The 24,861-nt window shown below is 61.5% G+C and carries 22 protein-coding genes; 12 read left to right on the top strand and 10 right to left on the bottom strand.

Annotated elements, in window-relative coordinates; all coding sequences use genetic code 11:
- Nucleotide 1: 1 nt before the first annotated feature.
- The 3 genes from J1G37_RS03080 to J1G37_RS03070 form a co-directional block, all read right to left on the bottom strand.
- The gene (locus J1G37_RS03080; RefSeq protein ID WP_207040132.1) at nt 2–958 is read right to left on the bottom strand and encodes a DUF523 and DUF1722 domain-containing protein; all 957 of its coding nucleotides are present in this window, start codon (nt 956–958) and stop codon (nt 2–4) included.
- Between the two features lie 98 nt (nt 959–1,056).
- Nucleotides 1,057–1,272, bottom strand: a complete 216-nt coding sequence (locus tag J1G37_RS03075; RefSeq protein WP_207040131.1) for a TIGR02450 family Trp-rich protein — start codon at nt 1,270–1,272, stop codon at nt 1,057–1,059.
- Nucleotides 1,269–2,255 (bottom strand): FAD-dependent oxidoreductase, encoded by a 987-nt coding sequence (locus J1G37_RS03070; RefSeq protein ID WP_207040130.1) that lies wholly within the window; start codon nt 2,253–2,255, stop codon nt 1,269–1,271. The genes J1G37_RS03075 and J1G37_RS03070 overlap by 4 nt, the downstream gene beginning before the upstream one ends.
- Before the next feature lie 212 nt (nt 2,256–2,467).
- Between J1G37_RS03070 and J1G37_RS03065 the strand changes: the two genes are divergently transcribed.
- Both J1G37_RS03065 and hemH read left to right on the top strand, forming a co-directional pair.
- Entirely contained in the window at nt 2,468–3,367 is a 900-nt protein-coding gene (locus J1G37_RS03065) for a TIGR01777 family oxidoreductase (protein ID WP_207040129.1), read from the top strand.
- A 14-nt stretch (nt 3,368–3,381) separates the two neighbouring features.
- Entirely contained in the window at nt 3,382–4,404 is a 1,023-nt protein-coding gene (gene hemH / locus J1G37_RS03060; protein WP_207040128.1) for a ferrochelatase, read from the top strand.
- A gap of 125 nt (nt 4,405–4,529) precedes the next feature.
- Here hemH and J1G37_RS03055 read toward each other — a convergent pair whose 3' ends face one another.
- Nucleotides 4,530–6,626: a TonB-dependent siderophore receptor gene (locus J1G37_RS03055; RefSeq protein ID WP_207040127.1), complete on the bottom strand. Its 2,097-nt coding sequence runs from the start codon at nt 6,624–6,626 to the stop codon at nt 4,530–4,532.
- 112 nt (nt 6,627–6,738) lie between these two features.
- Nucleotides 6,739–7,893 (bottom strand): Do family serine endopeptidase AlgW, encoded by a 1,155-nt coding sequence (gene algW, locus J1G37_RS03050; protein WP_017735177.1) that lies wholly within the window; start codon nt 7,891–7,893, stop codon nt 6,739–6,741.
- A 102-nt stretch (nt 7,894–7,995) separates the two neighbouring features.
- Between algW and J1G37_RS03045 the strand changes: the two genes are divergently transcribed.
- The 3 genes from J1G37_RS03045 (at nt 7,996) to cysN (ending at nt 11,859) form a co-directional block, all read left to right on the top strand.
- Nucleotides 7,996–8,754: a Nif3-like dinuclear metal center hexameric protein gene (locus J1G37_RS03045; protein WP_124529844.1), complete on the top strand. Its 759-nt coding sequence runs from the start codon at nt 7,996–7,998 to the stop codon at nt 8,752–8,754.
- Nucleotides 8,755–9,033: 279 nt separating this feature from the next.
- Nucleotides 9,034–9,951 (top strand): sulfate adenylyltransferase subunit CysD, encoded by a 918-nt coding sequence (gene cysD, locus J1G37_RS03040; RefSeq protein ID WP_005784641.1) that lies wholly within the window; start codon nt 9,034–9,036, stop codon nt 9,949–9,951.
- 9 nt (nt 9,952–9,960) lie between these two features.
- Nucleotides 9,961–11,859 (top strand): sulfate adenylyltransferase subunit CysN, encoded by a 1,899-nt coding sequence (gene cysN, locus J1G37_RS03035; protein WP_207040126.1) that lies wholly within the window; start codon nt 9,961–9,963, stop codon nt 11,857–11,859.
- Between the two features lie 191 nt (nt 11,860–12,050).
- Here the strand turns inward: cysN and J1G37_RS03030 are convergent, their stop codons facing one another.
- The 3 genes from J1G37_RS03030 to J1G37_RS03020 all read right to left on the bottom strand — a co-directional run bounded on the left by J1G37_RS03030 (nt 12,051) and on the right by J1G37_RS03020 (nt 15,420).
- Entirely contained in the window at nt 12,051–12,950 is a 900-nt protein-coding gene (locus J1G37_RS03030; protein WP_207040125.1) for an acyltransferase, read from the bottom strand.
- Complete coding sequence (gene pta, locus J1G37_RS03025; protein WP_124529837.1) at nt 12,951–15,050, bottom strand: phosphate acetyltransferase; 2,100 nt, start codon at nt 15,048–15,050, stop codon at nt 12,951–12,953. It abuts the gene before it with no gap.
- 79 nt (nt 15,051–15,129) lie between these two features.
- The gene (locus tag J1G37_RS03020) at nt 15,130–15,420 is read right to left on the bottom strand and encodes a DUF3565 domain-containing protein (RefSeq protein WP_207040209.1); all 291 of its coding nucleotides are present in this window, start codon (nt 15,418–15,420) and stop codon (nt 15,130–15,132) included.
- On the opposite strand from J1G37_RS03020, the gene J1G37_RS03015 reads away from it, so the two are divergent.
- Nucleotides 15,419–15,904, top strand: coding sequence for a peptidylprolyl isomerase (locus J1G37_RS03015; RefSeq protein WP_016976314.1), 486 nt, complete (start codon nt 15,419–15,421; stop codon nt 15,902–15,904). The two genes, J1G37_RS03020 and J1G37_RS03015, sit on opposite strands and share 2 nt — an antisense overlap.
- Before the next feature lie 305 nt (nt 15,905–16,209).
- On the opposite strand, the gene rpsT is transcribed toward J1G37_RS03015, so the two are convergent.
- The gene (gene rpsT / locus J1G37_RS03010) at nt 16,210–16,488 is read right to left on the bottom strand and encodes a 30S ribosomal protein S20 (RefSeq protein WP_003171647.1); all 279 of its coding nucleotides are present in this window, start codon (nt 16,486–16,488) and stop codon (nt 16,210–16,212) included.
- 254 nt (nt 16,489–16,742) lie between these two features.
- On the opposite strand from rpsT, the gene murJ reads away from it, so the two are divergent.
- From murJ to ispH, 6 genes are all read left to right on the top strand, one after another.
- Nucleotides 16,743–18,281 (top strand): murein biosynthesis integral membrane protein MurJ, encoded by a 1,539-nt coding sequence (gene murJ / locus J1G37_RS03005; RefSeq protein WP_207040124.1) that lies wholly within the window; start codon nt 16,743–16,745, stop codon nt 18,279–18,281.
- 119 nt (nt 18,282–18,400) lie between these two features.
- Nucleotides 18,401–19,339 (top strand): bifunctional riboflavin kinase/FAD synthetase, encoded by a 939-nt coding sequence (gene ribF / locus J1G37_RS03000; RefSeq protein ID WP_207040123.1) that lies wholly within the window; start codon nt 18,401–18,403, stop codon nt 19,337–19,339.
- A 14-nt stretch (nt 19,340–19,353) separates the two neighbouring features.
- Nucleotides 19,354–22,185: an isoleucine--tRNA ligase gene (ileS, locus tag J1G37_RS02995; protein ID WP_207040122.1), complete on the top strand. Its 2,832-nt coding sequence runs from the start codon at nt 19,354–19,356 to the stop codon at nt 22,183–22,185.
- Nucleotides 22,178–22,690 carry a signal peptidase II gene (gene lspA, locus J1G37_RS02990; protein WP_017737909.1) on the top strand — a complete coding sequence of 171 codons (513 nt, stop codon included), beginning with the start codon at nt 22,178–22,180 and terminating at the stop codon, nt 22,688–22,690. Before ileS ends, lspA begins: the two co-directional genes overlap by 8 nt.
- 7 nt (nt 22,691–22,697) lie before the next feature.
- The gene (locus J1G37_RS02985; RefSeq protein ID WP_177325344.1) at nt 22,698–23,135 is read left to right on the top strand and encodes a peptidylprolyl isomerase; all 438 of its coding nucleotides are present in this window, start codon (nt 22,698–22,700) and stop codon (nt 23,133–23,135) included.
- A gap of 184 nt (nt 23,136–23,319) precedes the next feature.
- Complete coding sequence (gene ispH / locus J1G37_RS02980) at nt 23,320–24,267, top strand: 4-hydroxy-3-methylbut-2-enyl diphosphate reductase (RefSeq protein WP_124527538.1); 948 nt, start codon at nt 23,320–23,322, stop codon at nt 24,265–24,267.
- On the opposite strand, the gene J1G37_RS02975 is transcribed toward ispH, so the two are convergent.
- Nucleotides 24,221–24,802 (bottom strand): GspH/FimT family protein, encoded by a 582-nt coding sequence (locus J1G37_RS02975; protein WP_207040121.1) that lies wholly within the window; start codon nt 24,800–24,802, stop codon nt 24,221–24,223. The two genes, ispH and J1G37_RS02975, sit on opposite strands and share 47 nt — an antisense overlap.
- Nucleotides 24,803–24,861: the final 59 nt, after the last annotated feature.

The following is a 24,861-nucleotide window of genomic DNA, read 5'->3' as shown; positions in this document are numbered from 1 at the left end:
TCTAGATCGCATTACGCAGGCTGAGGTTTTCCGGGTGCGGTTGCAGGTAGGCCTGCTGCGCGATGTAGCGGTCCGGGTGTTGGCGAAAGTGATGCTTGAGCAAGGTCAGGGGCACCACCAGCGGCACGATGCCGTGGCGGTATTGGCCGATGACGGTTTGCATTTCCTGCTTGTCGTCAGCGCTGATGGCCTGTTTGAGGTGGCCGCTGATGTGTTGCAGCACGTTGGTGTGGGTGCCACGGGTGGCACATTGGGTCAGGCCGGTCATCAGGTCGCTGAAATAGCAGGCGGCCAGTTCATCCAGGTTGTCGCCTTTGCCCATGCTGCCCAGCAGGTGGCCGAGGCGCTTGTAGTGCGCCGGGCTGTGGGCCATCAACAAGTATTTGTAGCGCGAGTGAAAGGCCAGCAAGCGGTGGCGGCTCAGGCCGTCGGCGAGCAGTTGCTGCCAGCTGGCGTAGACAAACACGCGAGTCAGGAAGTTTTCCCGCAGCACCGGGTCATTCAGCCGACCGTCTTCTTCCACCGGCAGGTTGGGGTGTTGCGCGCAAAAGGCCTGGGCGTAGATGCCACGTCCACCACCGTCCACCGGAGTGCCGTTTTCGCGGTAGACCTTGACCCGTTCCAGGCCGCAGGACGGCGACTTTTGCATGAAGATGTAGCCACACAGGTCGGTGTGTTGCGCGGCCATCTGTTGGCCGTAGTCGTGCAGGGGCTCGGTCACGTTCAATTCGTGGTGCACGGTGCCGACAGCTTGCGGGTGGGCGGGGTCGCCCACCAGGCGGATCGGCTCGCGGGGAATGCCCAGGCCAATGGCGACTTCGGGGCACAGCGGTACAAAGTCGAAATAGTCGGCGAGGGTTTGACTGCACAGCAGGGATTGTTTGTGCCCGCCGTTGAAGCGCACGTTTTCGCCGAGCAGGCAGGCGCTGATGGCAATCTTCGGTTTGGTGCTGGACATGCGCGAACCCCGACACGATTCCTGTACAAGATATTTATCTTGTACAACTAAATCTCATCATAGGTCCGGCGTTGTACAAGTCAAACTTTTTGTACAGGTTATTTCCAGCCGATCTTCCAGTCGTCGACATTTTGCAGGGTTTGCCACGCCAGGCGTTCGACGCGGCGGGTCATCACGGCTTGCAGTTCGATTTGCAGCACGGTGCCTTCGTCGTCGCGAAACAGCTCGGTCACCAGGAAGTGTTTTTCTTTGTTGCGCGGGTGGGCCGCTGTCCATTTGGACAGCAGCAATTTGGCGGGATTGATACGGTTCATTGCAGGTGTTCGATCAAGCGTCGCGCCGCTTCCTGGCCGCTGAGCCAGGCACCTTCTACGCGCCCGGACAGGCACCAGTCACCGCACACGTACAGGCCCAGGTCGGCGTCGGCGAGCACGCCGAACTCATGGCTGGCGGACGGACGCGCGTAGAGCCAGCGGTGCGCCAGGCTAAAGGACGGCGCGGGCATGGCGCTGTGCAGCAGTTCGGCGAAGGCGCCGTGCAGGTGCTCGATCACCGCCTCCTTGGGCAGGTCCAGGTGGGCCTTGCTCCAGGCGCTGGTGGCGTGCAACACCCAGGTGTCGAGGGTGGCGTCGCGCCCCGGCTTGCTGCGGTTGCGGGCCAGCCAGTCGAGGGGGCTGTCCTGCACGAAGCAGCCTTCCATCGGCGTGTCCAAGGGCGTGTCGAACGCCAGGGCGATGGCCCAGGTCGGGTCCATCTTCACCCCGGCGGCGGCGCTGGCCAGCTTGGGCGCGGCCGCCAGCAGGGCGGTGGCCTGGGGCGCGGGCGTGGCGATGACCACATGGCTGAAGGGGCCGTGGTTGCCGCCGTCGGCATCGAGCAGGTTCCAGTGTTGGGTGCCCTGGAAGACTTCGGTGATGCGGCAACCGAACGTCACCGGCAAGTCGTCGAGCAGCGCGCGGGTGATCGCACTCATGCGCGGTGTGCCGACCCAGCGGATCTGTTCATCGGGGGAGGGGGTGAGTTGGCCGGATTTGAAGTTGTACAGCTGGGGTTTCCACTGCGCGGCCCAGCCGTTGCTTTGCCAGCGCTGCACTTCGTTGACGAAGCGCCGGTCGCGGGCGGTGAAGTATTGCGCGCCCATGTCCAGGGCGCCGGCATCACTGCGCTTGCTGGACATGCGGCCACCACTGCCGCGGCTTTTATCGAAGAGTTGTACAACGTGCCCCGCGTCTCGTAACGCTCGGGCGGCGGAGAGACCGGCGATGCCGGTGCCGATGATCGCGATGGGAACAGTCATGGGAGGCCTCGTTTTACCGTTGGGTACAGACTACGCCGACACCAATAGCTGTACAATATTGTTTTTTGGTATAAGTTTTGGCGTACCTGTTCTATGCGGTGTGACCTATGGTTAAAGCTGAGGCTTAAGCCAACGTTACGCCCGATCACAAATGATCCCTGCCTATAAAATAGACCAGTGATCGGCAGCGAACGTTACATGAGGAGCGTCCCATGCATATTTTGCTGACCGGCGGTACCGGCTTGATCGGCCGCCAACTCTGCCAACACTGGCTCTCCCAGGGGCATCGCCTGACCGTGTGGAGCCGCCACCCGGAACAGGTCGCCAAGGTCTGCGGCGCCCAGGTGTCGGGAGTCGGCCGCCTACAACAGGTTATCGGCCCGGTGGACGCGGTCATTAATCTCGCCGGCGCGCCCATTGCCGACCGCCCGTGGACCCACAAGCGCAAGGCGTTGTTGTGGAGCAGCCGCATCGGCCTGACTGAAACCCTGCTGGCGTGGCTGGACAGCCTGGCGCAAAAACCGGCGGTGCTGATCTCCGGTTCCGCCGTGGGCTGGTACGGCGACGGTGGGGAGCGCGAATTGACCGAAGCCAGCGGCCCGGTGCAGGACGACTTCCCCAGCCAGTTGTGCGTGGCCTGGGAAGAAACCGCCCAGCGCGCCGAAGCCCTGGGCATGCGAGTGGTGCTGGTGCGCACCGGCCTGGTGCTGGCAGCCGAGGGCGGCTTTTTGTCGCGCCTGTTGCTGCCGTTCAAACTGGCGCTGGGCGGGCCGATCGGCAATGGTCGGCAGTGGATGCCGTGGGTGCATATCAAGGATCAAATCGGCCTGATTGATTTTCTTCTGCACAACGCACAGGCCAGCGGTCCTTATAATGCGTGCGCGCCACACCCGGTGCGCAACCGCGAGTTTGCCAAGACCTTGGGCCAGGTGTTGCACCGCCCGGCGTTCATGCCCATGCCGGCGTTTGCGTTGAAGGTCGGGTTGGGCGAGTTGTCCGGGTTGCTGTTGGGCGGGCAGAAGGCCGTCCCCGAACGGCTGCTGGCGGCCGGTTACACTTTTCAGTTCACAGAGTTGCGCGCGGCCCTGGACGACTTGTCCAGCCGCCTCTAGCCATAGGATGTTGCATGACGGATCACGCGTTATTACTGGTCAACCTGGGTTCACCGGCGTCCACTTCGGTGGCCGATGTGCGCAGCTACCTCAATCAGTTCTTGATGGACCCTTATGTCATCGACCTGCCGTGGCCGGTGCGGCGCTTGCTGGTGTCGCTGATCCTGATCAAGCGCCCCGAGCAGTCGGCCCACGCCTACGCGTCCATCTGGTGGGAGGAGGGCTCGCCGCTGGTGGTGCTCAGCCGCCGTCTGCAACAACAGATGACCACGCAGTGGAGTCACGGCCCGGTGGAATTGGCGATGCGCTACGGCGAGCCGTCGATTGAAAGCGTGCTGACCCGTCTCGCCAGTCAGGGCATTCGCAAGGTCACCCTGGCGCCGCTGTACCCGCAGTTTGCCGACAGCACCGTGACCACGGTGGTGGAAGAAGCCCGCCGTGTGCTGCGTGAGAAAAAGCTCGATTTGCCGCTGGCGATCCTGCAACCCTTCTACGACCAACCGGAATACCTCGACGCCCTGGTGGCCAGCGCCAAGCCGCATTTGCAGCAGGATTACGATCACCTGCTGTTCAGCTTCCACGGCTTGCCGGAGCGCCACCTGCAAAAACTCAACCCTGGGCACACCTTCGACGGTGCCACCGATTGCTGCGCGAATGCCTCGGCGCAAGTTCGCGCCACTTGTTATCGCGGGCAATGTTTCAGTGTGGCGCGGGATTTTGCCGCGCGCATGGGCTTGCCGGAAGATAAATGGTCGGTGGCCTTCCAATCGCGCCTGGGCCGGGCGAAGTGGATCGAACCCTACACCGAAGCCCGCCTGGAAACCCTGGCCCAGCAAGGCGTGAAAAAGCTGCTGGTGATGTGCCCGGCGTTTGTCGCCGACTGCATCGAGACGCTGGAGGAGATTGGTGATCGCGGGCTGGAGCAGTTCCGCGAGGCGGGGGGCGAGGAGTTGGTGCTGGTGCCGTGCCTGAATGATGATCCTCAATGGGCGAAGGCGTTGAATGCCTTGTGTGAAAAAGCACCAGTGTCGCTATAGCTGAAGCCAGTGAAGATCAAAATGTGGGAGCGGGCTTGCCCGCGATGGGGGCGTGTCAGTCGATAGATTTGTTGGCTGATACACCGCTATCGCAGGCAAGCCAGCTCCCACATTTTTTTCCGTGTTTACAGGTTGAGGGTCAGGCTGACTGTGAGGTTGCGCGGTTCGCCGGGGTTGACCCAGTAGTTGCTGTAGGACCGCTCGTAGTATTTCTCATCAAACAGATTATTCAGGTTCAAACCCACGGTGACATTCTCCGTGGCCTTGTAATGCGCCAACAAATCCACGGTGTGATACGCCGGCAGCTCAAAGCTCGTACCCGCCTCACCGGAACGATCCCCTACATAGGTAAACGCCGCGCCCACGTCTGACCCGCGCAACGCGCCATCCTGGAATTCATACACCCCCAACAGACTGCCGCTGCGCTTGGCCACGCCAAGAATCCGGCTGCCGGCGGGAATGGCCTTATCGCCTTTGGTCACCTCGGCGTCGATGTAGGCAAAGGCCCCGATCACCCTTACGGCATCCGTCAATTGCCCGGTCAGTTGCAGGTCAAAACCCTGGCTGCGGGCTTTGCCCATGGCGCGGTTGAGGTTGGTGGCCGGGTCCAGCGTGAGCACGTTTTCCTTTTCGATATGGAACGCGGCCAGCGTGGTGCTGAGGCGATCGTCGAACAGCTCGCTCTTGATCCCCACTTCATAACCCACGCCTTCTTCCGGCTTGAAGCCTTTGTTGTTGGCGTCCAGGCCGCTGTTGGGTTTGAACGAGGTGGAGGCGTTGGCGAATACGCCGACTTGCGGCGTGAGCTGGTACAGCAGGCCGGCGCGTTGGGTCAGGGCGTCGTGGGTTTGCTGGGTCGGCGGGGTGTTGCCGATGTAGTTGTCGATGCGTTGTTCGAAGTGCTCGAAGCGCGCCCCAACCATACCGCGCAGGCGGTCGGTGAAAACGATCTGGTCTTGCAGGTTCAGCGCGTGGCTTTTGGTCTGTTCGAAGAAGTCGGTGCCGCCGCGCGCGCCATTGGGTTTGGCCTGGCCGTAGACCGGGTTGTAGAGGTCGATGGCGTAGGGGCTGCCGGCAATCGCGGTCACGCGTTCCTTCTTGCGGTAGTCCTCGTATTCCGTGCCCACCAGCAATTCGTGCTGCCAACTGCCAATGTCGAACAGGCCGCGCAGTTCCAGTTGGGTGATGCTGTCGTGCCAACCCATGGAGCGTTCGCGGTAGCGGCGGTTGAGGGTGTGGCCGTCGGCGTTCAGCGCACGGTTTTCCGAGGCGTCGCCCCACAGGCTGCCTTGTTTGTAGTGGCTGGCCAGGCGCAGGCTCCAGGCATCGTTGAGGTGATGTTCGAGGGCGGCCTGGAGGCGGTTGTTGTGGTTGTCGATGTCGCCATCGTTGGGTTCGCCGAGGAAGGTGGAACGCGATACGCCAGGGGCGGCGACGATGCCACGGTCGAAGGTGGAGCTGTGGCGCACGAATTCGCTTTCGACGAGCAGGGTGGTGTCCGGGTCCAGCTGCCAACTGAACGACGGCGCGACGAATACCCGTTTGCTCTGCACGTGATCGCGGAAGCTGTGGTTGTCTTCCACTGCCAGGTTGACCCGCGACAGCACGTGGCCTTCGCTGTCCAGCGGGGTGTTGACGTCGAGGGCGGTGCGGTAGCGGTCCCAACTGCCGGCGCTGGTTTGCAGGGTGGTGAAGGCCTCGGGTTGGGGCTTCTTGGTGACGATATTCACCGTGCCGCCAGGATCGCCACGCCCGTACAAGCTGGCGGCTGGGCCCTTGAGCACTTCGATGCGTTCGATATTGGCTGCGTCCGGGGTGCTCGGGTAACCACGGTTGGCGCTGAAGCCGTCCTGATAGAACTCGGACGTGGTGAAGCCGCGCACGCTGTATTCGTAGAGCGTCAGGCCGCCGAAGTTGTTTTGCTTGGACACGCCGCCGGCAAATTCCAGGGCGCGCTCGACGCTGGTGCTGCCCAGGTCCTTGAGCACCGTGGCGGGAATCACGCTGATGGATTGTGGGATGTCGCGTAGCGCCGTGTCAGTTTTGGTTGCGCTGGCCGAGCGGGTGGCGCGGTAGCCTTTGACCGGGCTGGTGGCGGACTCGTAGGCGTCGCTGGTGACGCTGATGGTGTCGAGTTCCAGGGTGTTGTCTTCGGCAAAGGCGGGGTCGAGCAGCAAGCCCAAGGCCAGGCCAGCCAAGGGGGCGATTCTTCGAGACGGCATGATAGAGCGTTCCAATAGCGATATTGAAACAATATAACATGACTATTGAGAATGAATCGCTATGAAATATAAGCTTACAGGTGCCTGCGAACAGGCACCTGGGCGAGGGTATTTATTCCTCTTCTTTCACTGGCGCCGGCGGTGGGCGCAGGCCGATTTCCGCTGACAACTTGATCTCTTTGCCATTGCGCATCACCAGGATCGTCACCTTGTCGGTCGGCTTGATCCGCGCCACCTGGTTCATCGATTTGCGGCCATCGCCGGCTGGTTCGCCGTCGATGCTGAGGATCACGTCGCCCAGTTGCAGGCCGGCTTTCTGCGCCGGGCCGTCACGGAAGATCCCGGCGACCACGATGCCCGGGCGCCCGGTCAGGCCAAACGATTCGGCGAGGTCCTTGGTCAGCGGCTGCACTTCAATGCCCAGCCAGCCGCGAATCACCTGGCCGTGCTCGATGATCGACTTCATCACTTCCGTCGCCAGCTTTACCGGGATCGCAAAACCGATGCCCTGGGAGCCGCCGGACTTGGAGAAAATCGCCGTGTTGATGCCGGTCAGGTTGCCATTCGCATCCACCAGCGCACCGCCGGAGTTGCCGGGGTTGATCGCGGCGTCGGTCTGGATGAAGTCTTCGTAGCTGTTCAGGCCGAGTTGGTTGCGCCCGGTGGCGCTGATGATGCCCATGGTCACCGTCTGGCCGACGCCGAACGGGTTGCCGATGGCCAGCGCGACGTCACCCACGCGCAGGCCGTCGGAGCGGCCGAGGGTGATGGAGGGCAGGCTTTTCAGGTCGATCTTGAGCACCGCGAGGTCGGTTTCCGGGTCGCTGCCGACCACGCGGGCCAGGGTTTCGCGGCCGTCACGCAGGGCCACCACGATCTGGTCGGCGCCGGTGGTCACGTGGTTGTTGGTGAGGATGTAGCCTTCCGGGCTCATGATCACCCCCGAACCCAGGCTCGACTCCATGCGCCGCTGCTTGGGCCCGTTGTCACCGAAGTAGCGACGGAACTGCGGGTCTTCAAACAACGGGTGCGCCGGTTTGTTGATGACCTTGGTGGTGTACAGGTTGACCACGGCCGGCGCAGCGATGACCACCGCGTCCGCGTAGGTCACCGGGCCTTGCACCACCGCGTTGGTTTGCGGTGCCTGCTGCATGTTTACGTCCAGGCTGGGCAAGCCCACCCACTGGGGATAACGCTGAATGATCAGCATCGCGATCAGCACGCCAGCCAACAATGGCCATCCAAAAAAACGCAGTGCCTTGAGCATCAAGTAAGTCCTGACAGGTTGCAGGGGGCGGGAGAGCGCCCATAATGTCGCGCATTATACGAGGCTGTGAGTGCCTTCGAACGGGATATTTAGGAGTCTTTTATGGCCGTTGCCCTGAGCACATTAGTCGATGAAGCTGACCGCTACCTGAACAGCTCCAAAATCGCCGATTACTGCCCCAATGGCCTGCAAGTGGAAGGGCGCCCGCAGGTGATGCGCATCGTCAGCGGCGTGACCGCCAGCCAGGCCCTGCTGGACGCGGCCGTTGAAGCCGGGGCTGACCTGGTGCTGGTGCATCACGGTTATTTCTGGAAAGGCGAAAACCCCTGTATCACCGGCATGAAGCAGCGCCGCCTGAAAACCCTGCTCAAGCACGACATCAGCCTGTTGGCCTACCACCTGCCGCTGGACCTGCACCCCGATGTGGGCAACAACGTGCAGCTCGCACGCCAACTGGACATCACCGTCGAAGGCCCGCTGGACCCCAATGACGCCAAGGTCGTCGGCCTGGTCGGTTCCCTTGCCGAGCCGCTGTCACCACGGGATTTTGCCCGCCGCGTACAGGAAGTCATGGGCCGCGAGCCGCTGCTGATCGAAGGCAGTGAGATGATCCGGCGCGTGGGCTGGTGCACTGGCGGTGGCCAGGGTTACATCGACCATGGGATTGCAGCTGGCGTCGATCTGTTCCTCAGCGGCGAAGCGTCCGAGCAGACCTTTCACAGTGCGCGGGAAAACGACATCAGCTTTATTGCCGCCGGCCATCACGCCACCGAGCGTTATGGTGTGCAGGCGTTGGGGGATTACCTGGCGCGGCGGTTTGCGTTGGAGCATCTGTTCATCGATTGCCCGAACCCGATCTGACAAACACCGCCGAATAAATGTGGTCGCTTTATGTGGGAGCTGGCTTGCCTGCGATGCAGACACCTCGGTCTGTCTGATAAACCTAGGCGATGCTATCGCAGGCAAGCCAGCTCCCACACTGTCCAGCGTTCACAGTGGGTGATGTGCCAAACTCAGGGGCATATTCATATACCGTTTCGATCTAGCCAGCTCCCTGATTAGAAGAAGGTGCTGTGCTAGCATGCCCCGCTCGAACACGGCCCGCTGGCCGTCCATAAGATCGTTTTTCCGTGAGTAACCATGGTCGACAAACTGACGCATCTGAAACAGCTGGAGGCGGAAAGCATCCACATCATCCGCGAGGTCGCCGCCGAGTTCGATAACCCGGTGATGCTCTACTCGATCGGTAAAGACTCCGCCGTGATGCTGCACCTGGCACGCAAGGCCTTTTTCCCGGGCAAGCTGCCGTTCCCGGTGATGCACGTCGACACGCGCTGGAAATTCCAGGAGATGTACAAGTTTCGCGACAAGATGGTCGAGGAACTGGGCCTGGACTTGATCACTCACGTGAACCCGGACGGCGTGGCGCAGGGCATTAATCCGTTCACCCACGGCAGCGCCAAGCACACCGACATCATGAAGACCGAGGGCCTCAAGCAAGCCCTGGACAAGCATGGTTTCGACGCAGCATTTGGCGGTGCCCGTCGCGATGAAGAGAAATCCCGCGCCAAAGAGCGCGTGTACTCGTTCCGCGACAGCAAGCACCGCTGGGACCCGAAGAACCAGCGCCCGGAGCTGTGGAACGTCTACAACGGCAACGTCAACAAGGGTGAGTCGATCCGTGTGTTCCCGCTGTCCAACTGGACCGAGCTGGACATCTGGCAGTACATCTACCTCGAAGGCATCCCGATCGTGCCGCTGTACTTCGCCGCCGAGCGTGAAGTGATCGAGAAGAACGGCACGTTGATCATGATCGACGACGACCGCATCCTCGAGCACTTGTCCGACGAAGACAAAGCCCGAATCGTCAAAAAGAAAGTACGTTTCCGTACCCTTGGCTGCTACCCGTTGACGGGCGCGGTGGAGTCCGAAGCCGAGACGCTGACGGACATCATTCAGGAAATGCTCCTGACGCGAACTTCCGAGCGCCAGGGCCGTGTCATCGACCACGATGGTGCAGGCTCGATGGAAGATAAAAAACGTCAAGGCTATTTCTAAGGGGCTGTCATGTCGCATCAATCTGATTTGATCAGCGAGGACATCCTCGCCTACCTGGGCCAGCACGAGCGCAAAGAGATGTTGCGCTTCCTGACCTGCGGCAACGTCGACGACGGCAAGAGCACCCTGATCGGGCGCCTGCTGCACGACTCCAAGATGATCTACGAAGATCACCTGGAAGCCATCACCCGCGATTCGAAGAAAGTCGGCACCACCGGTGACGACATCGACCTGGCGTTGCTGGTCGACGGCCTGCAGGCCGAGCGTGAGCAGGGCATCACCATCGATGTCGCGTACCGCTACTTCTCTACCGCCAAGCGCAAATTCATCATCGCCGACACCCCTGGCCATGAGCAGTACACCCGCAACATGGCCACCGGTGCGTCCACCTGTGACCTGGCGATCATCCTGATCGACGCCCGCTACGGCGTGCAGACCCAGACCCGTCGCCACAGCTATATCGCCTCGTTGCTGGGCATCAAGCACATCGTGATTGCCGTCAACAAGATGGACATCAACGGCTTTGACCAAAGCGTATTCGAGTCGATCAAGGCCGATTACCTGAAGTTCGCCGAAGGCATCGCGTTCAAGCCGAGCACCATGGCCTTTGTGCCGATGTCGGCGCTCAAGGGCGACAACGTGGTGAACAAGAGCGAGCGTTCGCCTTGGTACACCGGCCAGTCGCTGATGGAGATCCTCGAAACCGTCGAGATCGCCAACGACCGCAACTACACCGACCTGCGGTTCCCGGTGCAGTACGTCAACCGTCCGAACCTGAACTTCCGTGGTTTCGCCGGCACCCTGGCCAGCGGCATCGTGCACAAGGGCGACGAAGTCGTGGTGCTGCCGTCGGGCAAGAGCAGCCGCGTCAAATCCATCGTCACCTTCGAAGGTGAGCTGGAACACGCCGGTCCAGGCCAGGCCGTGACCCTGACCATGGAAGACGAGATCGATATCTCCCGTGGCGACCTGTTGGTGCATGCCGACAACGTGCCGCAAGTCACCGACGCCTTCGACGCCATGCTGGTGTGGATGGCTGAAGAGCCGATGCTGCCGGGCAAGAAATACGACATCAAGCGCGCCACCAGCTACGTGCCGGGTTCCATCACCAGCATCGTGCACCGTGTGGACGTGAACACCCTGGCCGAAGGCCCGGCGAGTTCGCTGCAATTGAACGAGATCGGCCGGGTCAAGGTCAGCCTCGACGCCGCCATCGCCCTGGACGGTTACGACAGCAACCGCACCACCGGTGCGTTTATTGTTATCGACCGTTTGACCAACGGCACTGTGGCCGCGGGCATGATCATCGCACCGCCTGTGACCCACGGCAGTTCGGCGCAGCACGGCAAGTTGGCCCACGTGGCCACCGAAGAACGTGCCCAGCGCTTCGGCCAGCAACCGGCCACCGTGCTGTTCAGCGGCCTGTCGGGCGCTGGCAAGAGCACCCTGGCCTATGCGGTTGAGCGCAAGCTGTTCGACATGGGCCGTGCGGTATTCGTCCTGGATGGGCAGAACCTGCGCCACGACCTGAACAAGGGCTTGCCGCAAGACCGTGCCGGCCGCACCGAGAACTGGCGTCGTGCCGCGCATGTGGCGCGTCAGTTCAACGAAGCGGGCCTGCTGACCCTGGCAGCGTTTGTCGCACCGGATGCCGAAGGCCGTGAACAGGCCAAGGCGCTGATCGGCGGTGATCGTTTGCTGACGGTCTACGTGCAAGCGTCGCCGCTGGTGTGTGCCGAGCGTGATCCGCAAGGCTTGTATGCTGCCGGTGGGGATAACATCCCGGGTGAGTCCTTCCCGTACGACGTGCCGTTGAATGCCGACCTGGTGATCGACACCCAGGCGTTGTCGCTGGAAGAGAGCGTCAAGCAAGTGCTGGAGCTGTTGCGTCAGCGCGGCGCGATCTAAGGATCGTCGCTACAAAAAAAGCCCGCCATCGATCACTCGGTGGCGGGCTTTTTACATGTTCTCAAATGTGTACTCGGTCCATGTGGGAGCTGGCTTTTGTGGGAGCTGGCTTGCCTGCGATAGCATCACCTCGGTTCAACTGATGTACCGAGGTGCCTGCATCGCAGGCAAGCCAGCTCCCACATTTTTGATCACTTTTTGTCTGGGAATTGTGTATGCAGTTCTTCCAGCAGTTGGTCTTTTTCTTCCCACAGCTTATTGATCCAACCCTGGAACGCCGTCCGATACTCCCCATCCTGCTCATAATTCTTGCCAATGAACTCGGCCGGGATCTGCACCTCTTCAAACTGCACCACCACGTCCTGCACATTCCCGCACAACAAATCCCAATACCCCGGGCGCCCAGCCGGATAGTGAATGGTCACATTGACCAATGACTTCAACTGCTCACCCATGGCATCCAGCACAAACGCAATGCCACCGGCTTTAGGCTTGAGCAGATAGCGGAACGGTGATTTCTGCTGCGCATGCTTGCCCGGGGTAAACCGCGTACCTTCGGCAAAGTTGAAAATGCCCACCGGGTTGTCGCGAAACTTCGCACAGGTCTTGCGCGTGGTTTCCAGATCCTTGCCTTTCTTCTCCGGGTGCTTTTCCAGGTACGCCTTGGTGTAGCGCTTCATGAACGGAAAGCCCAGCGCCCACCACGCCAAGCCAATCACCGGCACCCAGATCAGTTCCTGCTTGAGGAAGAATTTGAGTGGGCGAATCCGCCGATTGAGCACGTACTGCAACACCATGATGTCGACCCAGCTCTGGTGGTTGCTGGTCACCAGGTACGAGTGCTGGTAATCCACGCCTTCCAGGCCCTTGATGTGCCAGCGCGTACGGCGCACCAGGTTCATCCAGCCTTTGTTGTTGGTCACCCAGGCTTCGTGGGTGTGGTTCATCAGCCATTCACTGAAGCGCTTGGCGAACGGCAGTGCCTTGAACAGCGCGACGATAAACAGGAACGAACACAACAGGATCGTGTTCAGCGCCAGCAACAACGACGCGATCACCCCGCGCAGGGCGGCAGGTAGAAAATCCAGCATTTAGATATCCATAGGTCGGTTGGCGGCTTGGATCGCAGTCAGTGCGATGGTGTACACGATGTCATCCACCTGGGCACCGCGTGGCAGGTCGTTGACCGGTTTGCGCAGGCCCTGGAGCATCGGCCCCAGGCTTACGCAATCGGCACTGCGTTGCACGGCCTTGTGGGTGGTGTTGCCGGTGTTCAGGTCCGGGAATACGAACACGGTGGCTTTGCCGGCGACCAGGCTGTTCGGTGCCAATTGGCGGGCCACGTTTTCGTTGGCGGCGGCGTCGTATTGCAGCGGGCCGTCGATCAGCAGCGAGCTTTGCTGTTCGTGGGCGAGCAGGGTGGCTTCGCGGACTTTTTCCACTTCTTCGCCGCTGGCCGAGTCGCCGCTGGAATAGCTGATCATCGCCACGCGCGGCGTAATGCCGAACGCGGCGGCCGAGTCGGCGCTTTGCAAGGCAATCTCCGCCAGTTCCGCCGCGCTTGGGTGTGGGTTCATCACGCAGTCGCCGTACACCAGCACTTGCTCGGGGAAGAGCATGAAGAACACCGACGACACCAAGGTGCAGCCCGGCGCCGTTTTAATAAGCTGCAGGGCCGGGCGGATGGTGTTGGCGGTGGAGTGGATGACGCCGGAGACCAGGCCGTCCACTTCATCCAGCGCCAGCATCATGGTGGCGATCACCACGGTGTCTTCCAGTTGCTGCTCGGCCATCGGCGCGTTGAGGCTTTTGCTCTTGCGCAGGGCCACCATCGGTTCGACGTAGCGCTGGCGGATCAGGTCCGGGTCGAGAATCTCCAGGCCTTCGGGCAATTCGATGCCCTGGGCGCGGGCGACGGCTTCCACGTCCGCCGGTTTGGCCAGCAGCACGCAACGGGCGATCCCGCGCGCCTGGCAGATCGCGGCGGCTTGCACGGTCAGCGGCTCGCTGCCTTCGGGCAGGACGATGCGCTTGTTGGCCGCCTGGGCGCGCTGGATCAGCTGATAGCGGAACACCGCCGGCGACAGGCGCATCTCCCGTGGCGTGCCGCAGCGTTGGTGCAGCCAGCGCGCATCGAGGTGGCTGGCGACGAAGTCGGTGATGATCTCCGCGCGCTCGCGGTCATCGATGGGGATTTCTTTGTTGAGGCTATTGAGTTGGTTGGCGGTGTCGTAAGAGCCGGTGCTCACCGACAGCACGGGCAGCCCGGCCTGGAACGCGCCGCGGCACAGGTCCATGATGCGTGGGTCGGGCAGGGTGTCGCTGGTCAGCAGCAGGCCGGCCAGGGGCACGCCGTTGATCGCGGCCAGGCTGACGGCGAGGATGATGTCGTCGCGGTCACCGGGCGTTACTACCAGAACGCCGGGCTTGAGCAGCTCCACGGTGTTGCGCATGGTGCGCGCGCAAATGATGATCTTGGTCATGCGCCGGCTTTCGTAGTCGCCGGCGTTGAGGATCTGTGCGCCCATCAGGTCGGCGACGTCGCGAGTGCGCGGGGCGTTGAGTTCCGGCTGATAGGGAATGCAGCCGAGCAGGCGGAAGTCACCGCTGCGCAGCAGGGGCGAATGTTCTTTCAGGCGCGCGGAGAAGACCTCCATGCTTTCGTCGGTGCGCACCTTGTTGAGGATGACGCCGAGCACTTTCGGGTCTTTTGGGCCGCCAAACAGTTGGGCCTGCAATTCCACACGGCCGGAGAGTTCGGTGAGCACTTCGTTTTCCGGGGCGGAGACCAGGATCACTTCCGCATCCAGGCTCTTGGCCAGGTGCAGGTTGACCCGGGCGGCATAGCTGGCGCTGCGGGTCGGCACCATGCCTTCGACGATCAGCACGTCCTTGCCCACGGCGGCCTGTTGATACAGGGTGATGATTTCTTCGAGCAGCTCATCGAGCTGGCCGTCGCCGAGCATGCGCTCCACATGCGCCAGGCCCAGGGGTTGTGGCGGCTTCAAGCCGTGGGTGCGCGCCACCAGCTCGGTGGAGCGTTCAGGGCCGGTGTCGCCGGGGTGCGGCTGGGCTATGGGCTTGAAGAACCCGACTTTCAGCCCGGCACGCTCAAGGGTACGCACCAGCCCAAGGCTGATGGAGGTCAGACCCACACCAAAATCGGTGGGCGCGATAAAAAAAGTCTGCATGCGAATTCTCTGGAGGTGCATGGCTTGGGTGACGCTCTATGGCTGAGCGCCTACCGCGAATCAGGCGTCAAGGTTATCGTTATTCGTGCGCTTGCGCACACCAGCCGCAGGCAAAGGGCTGGCCTATTTTTTCCTGGCGCTGTGCGGGGTCGAGCACCCAGGCGCGCGACTGCCATGGCGGCTGGTGGCGCAGGTGCTGGGTGTGGCCGCAAGACAGCTCGGCCACCCAGTGCTGGTCGTCGTCCTGGTGAAATCCGGTGACCGTCGAGTCGCGTGTGCGACCCCGTCTGTCCGGGTTCTGTTCGCTTTCGGGCAAATCCTTGTTTAGACTTGTCCGTTCTTCATTCTTATGCAAAAGGTCTCGCCCCATGACGATCGCCGCTAACAAGGCTGTCTCCATCGACTATACCCTGACCAACGACGCTGGTGAGGTCATCGACAGCTCCGCCGGCGGCGCGCCGCTGGTCTACCTGCAAGGCGCAGGTAACATCATCCCAGGCCTGGAAAAGGCTCTGGAAGGCAAGAACGTCGGTGATGAACTGACGGTTGCCGTAGAACCTGAAGATGCCTACGGCGAGTACTCGGCCGAACTGGTCAGCACCCTGAGCCGCAGCATGTTCGAAGGCGTTGACGAGCTGGAAGTGGGCATGCAGTTCCACGCTTCCGCGCCGGACGGCCAAATGCAGATCGTCACCATCCGTGACCTGGACGGCGACGACGTCACCGTTGACGGCAACCACCCGCTGGCTGGCCAGCGCCTGAACTTCCAAGTGAAGATCGTTGCCATCCGCGACGCTTCCCAGGAAGAAGTGGCTCACGGCCACGTTCACGGTGAAGGCGGTCATCAGCACTGATTGATGCATTGATCGGTTGCTAGCAAAAACGCCCCGACTGGTTCGGGGCGTTTTTTTGTGCCCAAAGAAAGAATGTATGCAATCCCAATGTGGGAGCGGGCTTGCCCGCGATGGCGGTGGGTCAGCAACACCTATGCAAGCTGATCCACCGCTATCGCAGGCAAGCCAGCTCCCACACAAGCCAGTTCCCACATGCTGAACTGTGCAATCCATATTTCGGGCACAAACAAAAATGCCCCGCACCTTTCGGTACGGGGCATTTCTTAACTGTTGCGTAACCTGAGTTACGCGGCAGTTGTTACCACTTAGGCTGCTGCAGCGACGTTCAGAGCCTTGATGTGGCCATTCAGACGGCTCTTATGACGAGCGGCCTTGTTCTTGTGGATGATGCCTTTATCGGCCATACGGTCGATAACAGGCACAGCCAGAACGTAAGCTGCTTGAGCTTTTTCAGCGTCTTTGGTGTCGATGGCTTTAACTACATTCTTGATGTAGGTACGAACCATGGAACGCAGGCTGGCGTTGTGGCTGCGACGCTTCTCAGCCTGTTTTGCACGTTTTTTGGCGGAAGGTGTGTTGGCCACCGTCGAGCTCCTCGAAAGACTTTTTAGGAAATAGCAAACAAAATAGGCCGCGAATCATGCCGATGACTTGATGTGTTGTCAAGGGCGGCTGATGCGAACTGCTGAGTGGTCGATCTGAAGAGGCGGGTGATTTATTTCCGGCGCTTGACCTGTAAACTCGCGAGCTTTGGCTCTGTGCTGTTGCAGGCGCGCAGTATCGCATAAGTAGGCGCGTTGTTCGCCTGCTGTTTATCTAATAGGCGCAAACTCTTTCAATGAACCTCCTCAAATCGTTGGCCGCCGTCAGCTCTATCACGATGATCTCGCGGGTTTTGGGCTTCGTGCGCGACACCCTGCTGGCGCGTATTTTTGGCGCGAGCATGGCCACGGACGCCTTCTTTATCGCGTTTAAGCTGCCCAACCTGCTGCGGCGGATCTTCGCCGAGGGCGCTTTTTCCCAAGCGTTCGTACCGATCCTGGCCGAATACAAGACCCAGCAAGGCGAGGAAGCGACGCGCACCTTTATTGCCTACGTGTCGGGCCTGCTGACTTTGGTGCTGATGCTGGTAACCGTCCTCGGCATGCTCGCTGCGCCCTGGGTGATCTGGGCGACGGCCCCCGGTTTTGCCAATACCCCGGAAAAATTCGCGCTGACCACTGACCTGCTGCGGGTGACCTTTCCTTATATATTGCTGATTTCCCTGTCATCCCTGGCCGGGGCGATCCTCAACACCTGGAACCGTTTTTCGGTGCCGGCCTTCGTGCCGACCCTGCTGAACGTCAGCATGATCCTCTTCGCGCTGTTCCTCACGCCGTACTTCGATCCGCCGGTCATGGCCCTGGGCTGGGCCGTACTGGCCGGTGGCCTGGCGCAGTTGCTCTACCAACTGCCGCATCTGAAAAAGATCGGCATGCTGGTGCTGCCGCGCCTCAACCTCAAGGACACCGGCGTCTGGCGCGTGATGCGCAATATGCTGCCGGCGATCCTCGGTGTGTCCGTCAGTCAGATTTCCCTGATTATCAACACCGCGTTCGCGTCGCTGTTGGTCTCGGGTTCGGTGTCGTGGATGTACTACGCCGACCGTTTGATGGAACTGCCGTCCGGCGTGCTCGGCGTGGCCTTGGGCACCATCCTGTTGCCGACCCTGGCCCGCACCTACGCCAGCAAGGACCGCCAGGAATACTCGCGCATCCTCGATTGGGGCCTGCGCCTGTGTTTTGTGCTGGTGTTGCCGTGCGCGCTGGCCCTGGGGATTCTGGCCGAGCCGCTGACCGTGTCGTTGTTCCAATACGGTCAGTTTGATGCCCATGACGCCCTGATGACGCAGCACGCGCTGGTCGCCTATTCCGTCGGTTTGCTCGGGATTATCGTGATCAAAGTGCTGGCGCCAGGCTTCTACGCCCAGCAAAACATCCGTACGCCGGTGAAAATTGCGATTTTCACGCTGATCGTCACGCAACTGCTCAACCTGGTGTTTATCGGCCCACTGGCCCATGCCGGCCTGGCCCTGGCCATCAGCGCCGGTGCGTGCATCAACGCCGGGCTGCTGTTCTACCAACTGCGCAAGCAGCAGATGTTCCAGCCGCAGCCAGGCTGGGGCCTGTTTGCCCTCAAACTGGTGGTGGCGGTGACGGCGATGTCGGCGGTATTGCTCGGCCTGATGCACTTCATGCCCGCCTGGGACGAAGGCCATATGCTGGAGCGTTTCTTGCGGCTTGGCGTGCTGGTCGTGGCCGGTGTGGTGGTGTACTTCGGGATGTTGCTGTTGCAGGGCTTCCGCCTGCGGGATTTCAATCGCAAGTCGATTGGCTAGAGCGTTTGCCGCGATAAAACGGCTGTTTTATCGATTCGACCCATTTGGCCTGTTCTGTTGCCTGTCGTCCGGGGCTGGGTGTGGTTATAATCGACCACTTTATGAGCAAGAAGCGCGTTATGCAGCTGGTTCGAGGTCTCCACAACCTGCGCCCCCAGCATCGGGGCTGCGTCGCCACTATTGGCAACTTTGACGGTGTTCACCGTGGCCACCAGGCTATCCTGGCCAGGCTGCGCGAGCGTGCGGTCGAGTTGGGCGTGCCCAGCTGCGTGGTGATTTTTGAGCCACAGCCGCGGGAATATTTCAGCCCCGAAACGGCGCCGGCACGTCTGGCCCGCTTGCGGGACAAGCTGCAACTGCTGGCCGAAGAAGGCGTGGACCGTGTCCTCTGCCTGGCCTTCAACCAGCGTTTGCAAAGCCTCAGCGCCGCCGAGTTCGTCGACCGAATCCTGGTGGACGGCCTGGGCGTGCAGCACCTGGAGGTCGGCGACGACTTCCGTTTCGGCTGCGACCGCGTCGGCGATTTCGATTTCCTGCAACAGGCAGGCGTCAATCAAGGTTTTACCGTTGAAGCCGCGCAAACCGTCGAACTGGACGGCCTGCGTGTGAGCAGTACCCAGGTGCGAAACGCCCTGGCCGCTGCCGACTTCGCGTTGGCCGAGCGTTTGCTCGGTCGCCCGTTCCGCATTGCCGGGCGGGTCCTGCACGGCCAGAAGCTGGCGCGCCAACTGGGCACGCCAACCGCCAACGTGCAGCTCAAGCGCCGTCGTGTGCCGCTCACCGGGGTCTACCTGGTAAGTGTGGATATCGACGGCCAACCGTGGCCCGGAGTCGCCAACATAGGCGTCAGGCCCACGGTTGCAGGTGATGGCAAGGCCCACCTGGAAGTTCATCTTTTGGATTTTGCCGGTGATCTGTATGACCGGCGTTTGACGGTGGTTTTCCACCAAAAGCTGCGTGAAGAGCAGCGTTTCGCCTCCCTTGAGGCGTTGAAAACGGCGATCAATGCGGATGTCGCCGCCGCCCGTGCACTAGCCGCACCTAGCGCCCATCGCTAACCGAAGAGCCTTAAATGACCGACTATAAAGCCACGCTAAACCTTCCGGACACCGCCTTCCCAATGAAGGCCGGCCTGCCACAGCGCGAACCGCAGATCCTGCAGCGCTGGGACAGTATTGGCCTGTACGGAAAGTTGCGCGAAATTGGCAAGGATCGTCCGAAATTCGTCCTGCACGACGGCCCTCCTTATGCCAACGGCACGATTCACATCGGTCATGCGCTGAACAAGATTCTCAAGGACATGATCCTGCGCTCGAAAACCCTGTCGGGCTTCGACGCGCCGTACGTCCCGGGCTGGGACTGCCATGGCCTGCCGATCGAACACAAGGTCGAAGTGACCCACGGCAAGAACCTGGGCGCGGATAAAACCCGCGAACTGTGCCGTGCCTACGCCACCGAGCAGATCGAAGGGCAGAAGTCCGAATTCATCCGCCTGGGCGTGCTCGGCGAGTGGGACAACCCGTACAAGACCATGAACTTCAAGAACGAGGCCGGTGAAATCCGCGCCTTGGCCGAAATCGTCAAGGGTGGTTTCGTGTTCAAGGGCCTCAAGCCCGTGAACTGGTGCTTTGACTGCGGTTCTGCCCTGGCTGAAGCGGAAGTCGAGTACGAAGACAAGAAGTCCTCGACCATCGACGTGGCCTTCCCGATCGCCGACGACGCCAAGCTGGCCGAGGCCTTCGGCCTGGCATCGCTGGCCAAGCCTGCCGCCATCGTGATCTGGACCACCACCCCGTGGACCATCCCGGCCAACCAGGCGCTGAACGTGCACCCGGAATTCACCTATGCCCTGGTGGACGTTGGTGATCGCCTGCTGGTACTGGCCGAGGAAATGGTCGAAGCCTGCCTGGCCCGCTACGAGCTGCAAGGTTCGGTGATCGCGACCAGCACCGGTAAGGCGTTGGAGCTGATCAACTTCCGTCATCCGTTCTATGACCGTCTGTCGCCGGTGTACCTGGCTGACTACGTTGAGCTGGGTTCGGGCACGGGTGTGGTTCACTCCGCTCCGGCCTACGGCGTGGACGACTTCGTGACCTGCAAAGCCTACGGCATGGTCAACGATGACATCCTCAACCCGGTGCAAAGCAATGGCGTCTACACGCCGTCGCTGGAGTTCTTCGGCGGCCAGTTCATCTTCAAGGCCAACGAGCCGATCATCGACAAGCTGAAGGAAGTCGGTTCGCTGCTGCACACCGAAACCATCAAGCACAGCTACATGCACTGCTGGCGCCACAAGACCCCGCTCATCTACCGCGCCACCGCGCAGTGGTTCATCGGCATGGACAAAGAGCCCACCAGCGGCGACACCCTGCGTAACCGCGCGATCAAGGCCATCGAAGAGACCCAGTTCGTCCCGGCCTGGGGCCAGGCGCGCCTGCACTCGATGATCGCCAACCGCCCGGACTGGTGCATTTCGCGCCAGCGTAACTGGGGCGTGCCGATCCCGTTCTTCCTGAACAAGGAAAGCGGCGAGCTGCACCCGCGCACCGTCGAGCTGATGGAAGTCGTTGCCCAGCGCGTTGAACAGGAAGGTATTGAAGCCTGGTTCAAGATGGACGCTGCCGAACTGCTGGGCGACGAAGCGCCGCAGTACGACAAGATCAGCGACACCCTCGACGTGTGGTTCGACTCGGGCACCACCCACTGGCACGTCCTGCGTGGCTCGCACCCAATGGGTCACGAGACCGGCCCGCGTGCCGACCTGTACCTGGAAGGTTCGGACCAACACCGTGGCTGGTTCCACTCGTCCCTGCTGACCGGTTGCGCCATCGACAACCACGCGCCGTACCGCGAACTGCTGACCCACGGCTTCACCGTCGATGAGACGGGTCGCAAGATGTCCAAGTCGCTGAAAAACGTGATCGAGCCGAAGAAGATCAACGACACCCTGGGCGCCGACATCATGCGTCTGTGGGTGGCGTCGACCGACTACTCCGGTGAAATCGCCGTGTCGGACCAGATCCTGGCCCGCAGCGCCGATGCCTACCGTCGCATCCGTAATACCGCACGCTTCCTGCTGTCGAACCTGACCGGTTTCAACCCGGCCACCGACATCCTGCCGGCCGAGGACATGCTCGCCCTGGACCGTTGGGCCGTGGACCGTACCCTGTTGCTGCAACGCGAGTTGCAGGAAAACTACGGCGAATACCGTTTCTGGAACGTCTACTCGAAGATCCACAACTTCTGCGTGCAGGAGTTGGGTGGTTTCTACCTCGACATCATCAAGGACCGCCAGTACACCACCGGCGCCAACAGCAAGGCACGCCGTTCGGCGCAGACCGCGCTGTTCCACATCTCGGAAGCGTTGGTGCGCTGGATCGCACCGATCCTGGCCTTCACCGCCGACGAACTGTGGGAATACCTGCCGGGCGAGCGCAACGAGTCCGTGATGCTCAACACCTGGTACGAAGGCCTGACCGAACTGCCGGCCGACTTCGAACTGGGCCGCGAGTACTGGGAAGGCGTGATGGCCGTCAAGGTTGCGGTGAACAAGGAGCTGGAAGTGCAGCGTGCGGCCAAGGCCGTCGGTGGCAACCTGCAAGCCGAAGTCACCCTGTTTGCCGAGGAAGGCCTCACCGCCGACCTGGCCAAGCTGAGCAACGAACTGCGCTTCGTGCTGATCACCTCCACCGCGAGCCTGGCGCCATTCGCCCAGGCCCCGGCGGACGCGGTCGCCACCGAAGTACCGGGCCTCAAGCTCAAGGTGGTCAAGTCGGCCTTCGCCAAGTGCGCCCGTTGCTGGCACTGCCGTGAAGATGTCGGCGTGAACCCCGAGCACCCGGAAATCTGTGGTCGTTGCGTCGACAACATCAGCGGCGCTGGCGAGGTTCGTCACTATGCCTAATGCAGCCAGTCGTTTTGGACGCCTGGGCTGGCTCGTACTGAGCGTGCTGGTCCTGGTCATCGACCAGGTCAGCAAGGCTCACTTCGAAGGCGCCTTGCAGATGTACCAGCAGATTGTGGTCATTCCCGACTACTTCAGCTGGACCCTGGCCTACAACACCGGCGCGGCGTTCAGCTTCCTCGCCGACGGTGGCGGCTGGCAGCGCTGGCTGTTCGCCCTGATCGCCGTGGTGGTCAGTGCGGTGCTGGTGGTCTGGCTCAAGCGCCTGGGCCGCGACGACACCTGGCTGGCCATCGCGCTGGCCCTGGTGCTGGGCGGCGCGCTGGGCAACCTGTACGACCGCATTGCCCTGGGCCATGTGATCGACTTTATCCTCGTGCATTGGCAGAACCGCTGGTACTTCCCAGCGTTCAACTTTGCCGACAGCGCCATCACCGTCGGTGCGATCATGCTGGCGTTGGACATGTTCAAAAGCAAGAAAACCGGAGAGACCGTCAATGACTGATCAGGTATTGGCTGAGCAACGCATCGGCCAGAACACGGAAGTCACCTTGCATTTCGCACTGCGCCTGGAGAATGGCGACACGGTCGACAGCACGTTCGACAAAGCCCCGGCGACCTTCAAGGTCGGCGACGGCAACCTGCTGCCGGGTTTCGAAGCGGCCCTGTTCGGCTTCAAGGCTGGCGACAAGCGCAACCTGCAGATCCTGCCGGAAAACGCCTTTGGCCAGCCCAACCCGCAAAACGTGCAGATCATCCCGCGTTCGCAGTTCGAAGGCATGGACCTGTCTGAAGGCTTGCTGGTGATCTTCAATGATGCGGCGAATACCGAATTGCCTGGCGTGGTGAAAACCTTCGATGACACGCAAGTAACCATCGACTTCAACCACCCGTTGGCCGGTAAAACCTTGACCTTTGACGTTGAAATCATCGACGTTAAAGCGCTCTGACTGACGAAACCGGCTCCTGCGGGTGGCGGCTTGTGTGGGAGCTGGCTTGCCTGCGATTGCATCACCTCGGTGTACTTGATACACCGAGTCGTCTGCATCGCGGGCAAGCCCGGCTCCCACAGAGGCTCAAGCTTATAGAGCTGAGTTGATCCAATTTCTTGCCCTGCAAGACACGAGGCACAGCATGCACATCAAACTCGCCAACCCCCGTGGCTTCTGCGCCGGCGTGGACCGTGCGATCGAAATCGTCAACCGCGCCCTGGAAGTCTTCGGGCCGCCGATCTACGTGCGCCATGAAGTCGTCCACAACAAATTCGTGGTCGAAGACCTGCGCGCCCGCGGCGCCATCTTCGTCGAAGAGTTGGACCAGGTGCCGGACGACGTGATCGTCATCTTCAGCGCCCACGGAGTTTCCCAGGCAGTGCGCACCGAAGCGGCAGGCCGTGGCCTGAAAGTCTTCGACGCCACCTGCCCACTGGTGACCAAGGTACACATCGAAGTCGCACGCTACAGCCGTGACGGCCGTGAGTGCATCCTGATCGGCCACGCCGGCCACCCGGAAGTCGAAGGCACCATGGGCCAGTACGATGCCAGCAATGGTGGCGCCATCTACCTGGTAGAAGACGAAAAAGACGTCGCCAACCTGCAGGTGCGCAACCCCGAGCGCCTGGCATTCGTGACCCAGACCACCTTGTCCATGGACGATACCAGCCGCGTGATCGACGCCCTGCGCAGTCGCTTCCCGGCCATCGGTGGCCCGCGCAAGGACGACATCTGCTACGCCACGCAAAACCGCCAGGACGCCGTCAAGCAACTGGCCAACGAGTGCGATGTGGTCCTGGTGGTCGGCAGCCCTAACAGCTCCAACTCCAACCGCCTGCGCGAGCTGGCCGAACGCATGGCTACACCGGCGTACCTGATCGACGGCGCGGAAGACATGCAACGCAGCTGGTTCGATGGCGTCGAGCGTATCGGTATCACCGCCGGTGCCTCGGCCCCGGAAGTGCTGGTGCGCGGCGTGATCCAGCAGTTGCACGCCTGGGGCGCCACCGGTGCCGATGAGTTGGCCGGTCGTGAAGAAAACATCACTTTCTCCATGCCCAAGGAGCTGCGGGTTCGCTCGTTGCTCTGAGTGCCAGGGTGCCGGAGTAACTCCGGCACAACGCCTGTTCGGCCCTGTCGCTGCGCAGGCTGATGCGCCCGCTGGGCGCCAGTACCACTTGGTACTGGCTTTGCGCCTGGTCGGTGGCGCACACATGCACAGTGCCCGCCCGAAACCCCCCGCCTGAAAATACCGGTTCGCCCAGCCCGCTGAAGCGTACCTGGCTCTTGACCGGGCCATTGCCGACAATCGCCACGCGCCCGCTGTCCTGGTGCTCCAGCAGCACCGGGTTGTCCTCGTCCAGGTGGCCGCGCCCGCTTACATCCACGATCACCCGCCAACCTCGGCTCCAGTCTTCGTCCTGGGCGTGAATGACCACGGCCCGGTTGCGTGCGATGGCTTCGGTACGCGCGAAGCGCAGCCCTCCGGCCAGGGATTGTGCGGCGTTATGTCGTTGCTGTGATTCGAGCAGGTTCCTGAAGCCGGGCACTGCCAGGTTGGCCAGGATGCCGCTCAAGATCAGCCCGAGCAGCAGTTCAATCAGGGTGAAGCCGCGTTGTTGCATAGGTCATCCCTCCGTGGATGTGGGTGCAGTCCTAGGTATAGCGCCTGCGCCTTGCCCCC

The sequence above is a fragment of the Pseudomonas sp. Marseille-Q1929 genome (assembly GCF_017316265.1).
Lineage (GTDB): Bacteria > Pseudomonadota > Gammaproteobacteria > Pseudomonadales > Pseudomonadaceae > Aquipseudomonas.
This window is presented reverse-complemented; position numbering and strand designations above follow the sequence as displayed.

Coding starts and splice junctions, on each gene's coding strand:
- J1G37_RS03080 (WP_207040132.1), bottom strand. CDS start 958: ATGTCCAGCACCAAACCGAAGATTGCCATCAGCGCCTGCCTGCTCGGC.
- J1G37_RS03075 (WP_207040131.1), bottom strand. CDS start 1,272: ATGAACCGTATCAATCCCGCCAAATTGCTGCTGTCCAAATGGACAGCG.
- J1G37_RS03070 (WP_207040130.1), bottom strand. CDS start 2,255: ATGACTGTTCCCATCGCGATCATCGGCACCGGCATCGCCGGTCTCTCC.
- J1G37_RS03065 (WP_207040129.1), top strand. CDS start 2,468: ATGCATATTTTGCTGACCGGCGGTACCGGCTTGATCGGCCGCCAACTC.
- hemH (WP_207040128.1), top strand. CDS start 3,382: ATGACGGATCACGCGTTATTACTGGTCAACCTGGGTTCACCGGCGTCC.
- J1G37_RS03055 (WP_207040127.1), bottom strand. CDS start 6,626: ATGCCGTCTCGAAGAATCGCCCCCTTGGCTGGCCTGGCCTTGGGCTTG.
- algW (WP_017735177.1), bottom strand. CDS start 7,893: ATGCTCAAGGCACTGCGTTTTTTTGGATGGCCATTGTTGGCTGGCGTG.
- J1G37_RS03045 (WP_124529844.1), top strand. CDS start 7,996: ATGGCCGTTGCCCTGAGCACATTAGTCGATGAAGCTGACCGCTACCTG.
- cysD (WP_005784641.1), top strand. CDS start 9,034: ATGGTCGACAAACTGACGCATCTGAAACAGCTGGAGGCGGAAAGCATC.
- cysN (WP_207040126.1), top strand. CDS start 9,961: ATGTCGCATCAATCTGATTTGATCAGCGAGGACATCCTCGCCTACCTG.
- J1G37_RS03030 (WP_207040125.1), bottom strand. CDS start 12,950: ATGCTGGATTTTCTACCTGCCGCCCTGCGCGGGGTGATCGCGTCGTTG.
- pta (WP_124529837.1), bottom strand. CDS start 15,050: ATGCAGACTTTTTTTATCGCGCCCACCGATTTTGGTGTGGGTCTGACC.
- J1G37_RS03015 (WP_016976314.1), top strand. CDS start 15,419: ATGACGATCGCCGCTAACAAGGCTGTCTCCATCGACTATACCCTGACC.
- J1G37_RS03020 (WP_207040209.1), bottom strand. CDS start 15,420: ATGGGGCGAGACCTTTTGCATAAGAATGAAGAACGGACAAGTCTAAAC.
- murJ (WP_207040124.1), top strand. CDS start 16,743: ATGAACCTCCTCAAATCGTTGGCCGCCGTCAGCTCTATCACGATGATC.
- ribF (WP_207040123.1), top strand. CDS start 18,401: ATGCAGCTGGTTCGAGGTCTCCACAACCTGCGCCCCCAGCATCGGGGC.
- ileS (WP_207040122.1), top strand. CDS start 19,354: ATGACCGACTATAAAGCCACGCTAAACCTTCCGGACACCGCCTTCCCA.
- lspA (WP_017737909.1), top strand. CDS start 22,178: ATGCCTAATGCAGCCAGTCGTTTTGGACGCCTGGGCTGGCTCGTACTG.
- ispH (WP_124527538.1), top strand. CDS start 23,320: ATGCACATCAAACTCGCCAACCCCCGTGGCTTCTGCGCCGGCGTGGAC.
- J1G37_RS02975 (WP_207040121.1), bottom strand. CDS start 24,802: ATGCAACAACGCGGCTTCACCCTGATTGAACTGCTGCTCGGGCTGATC.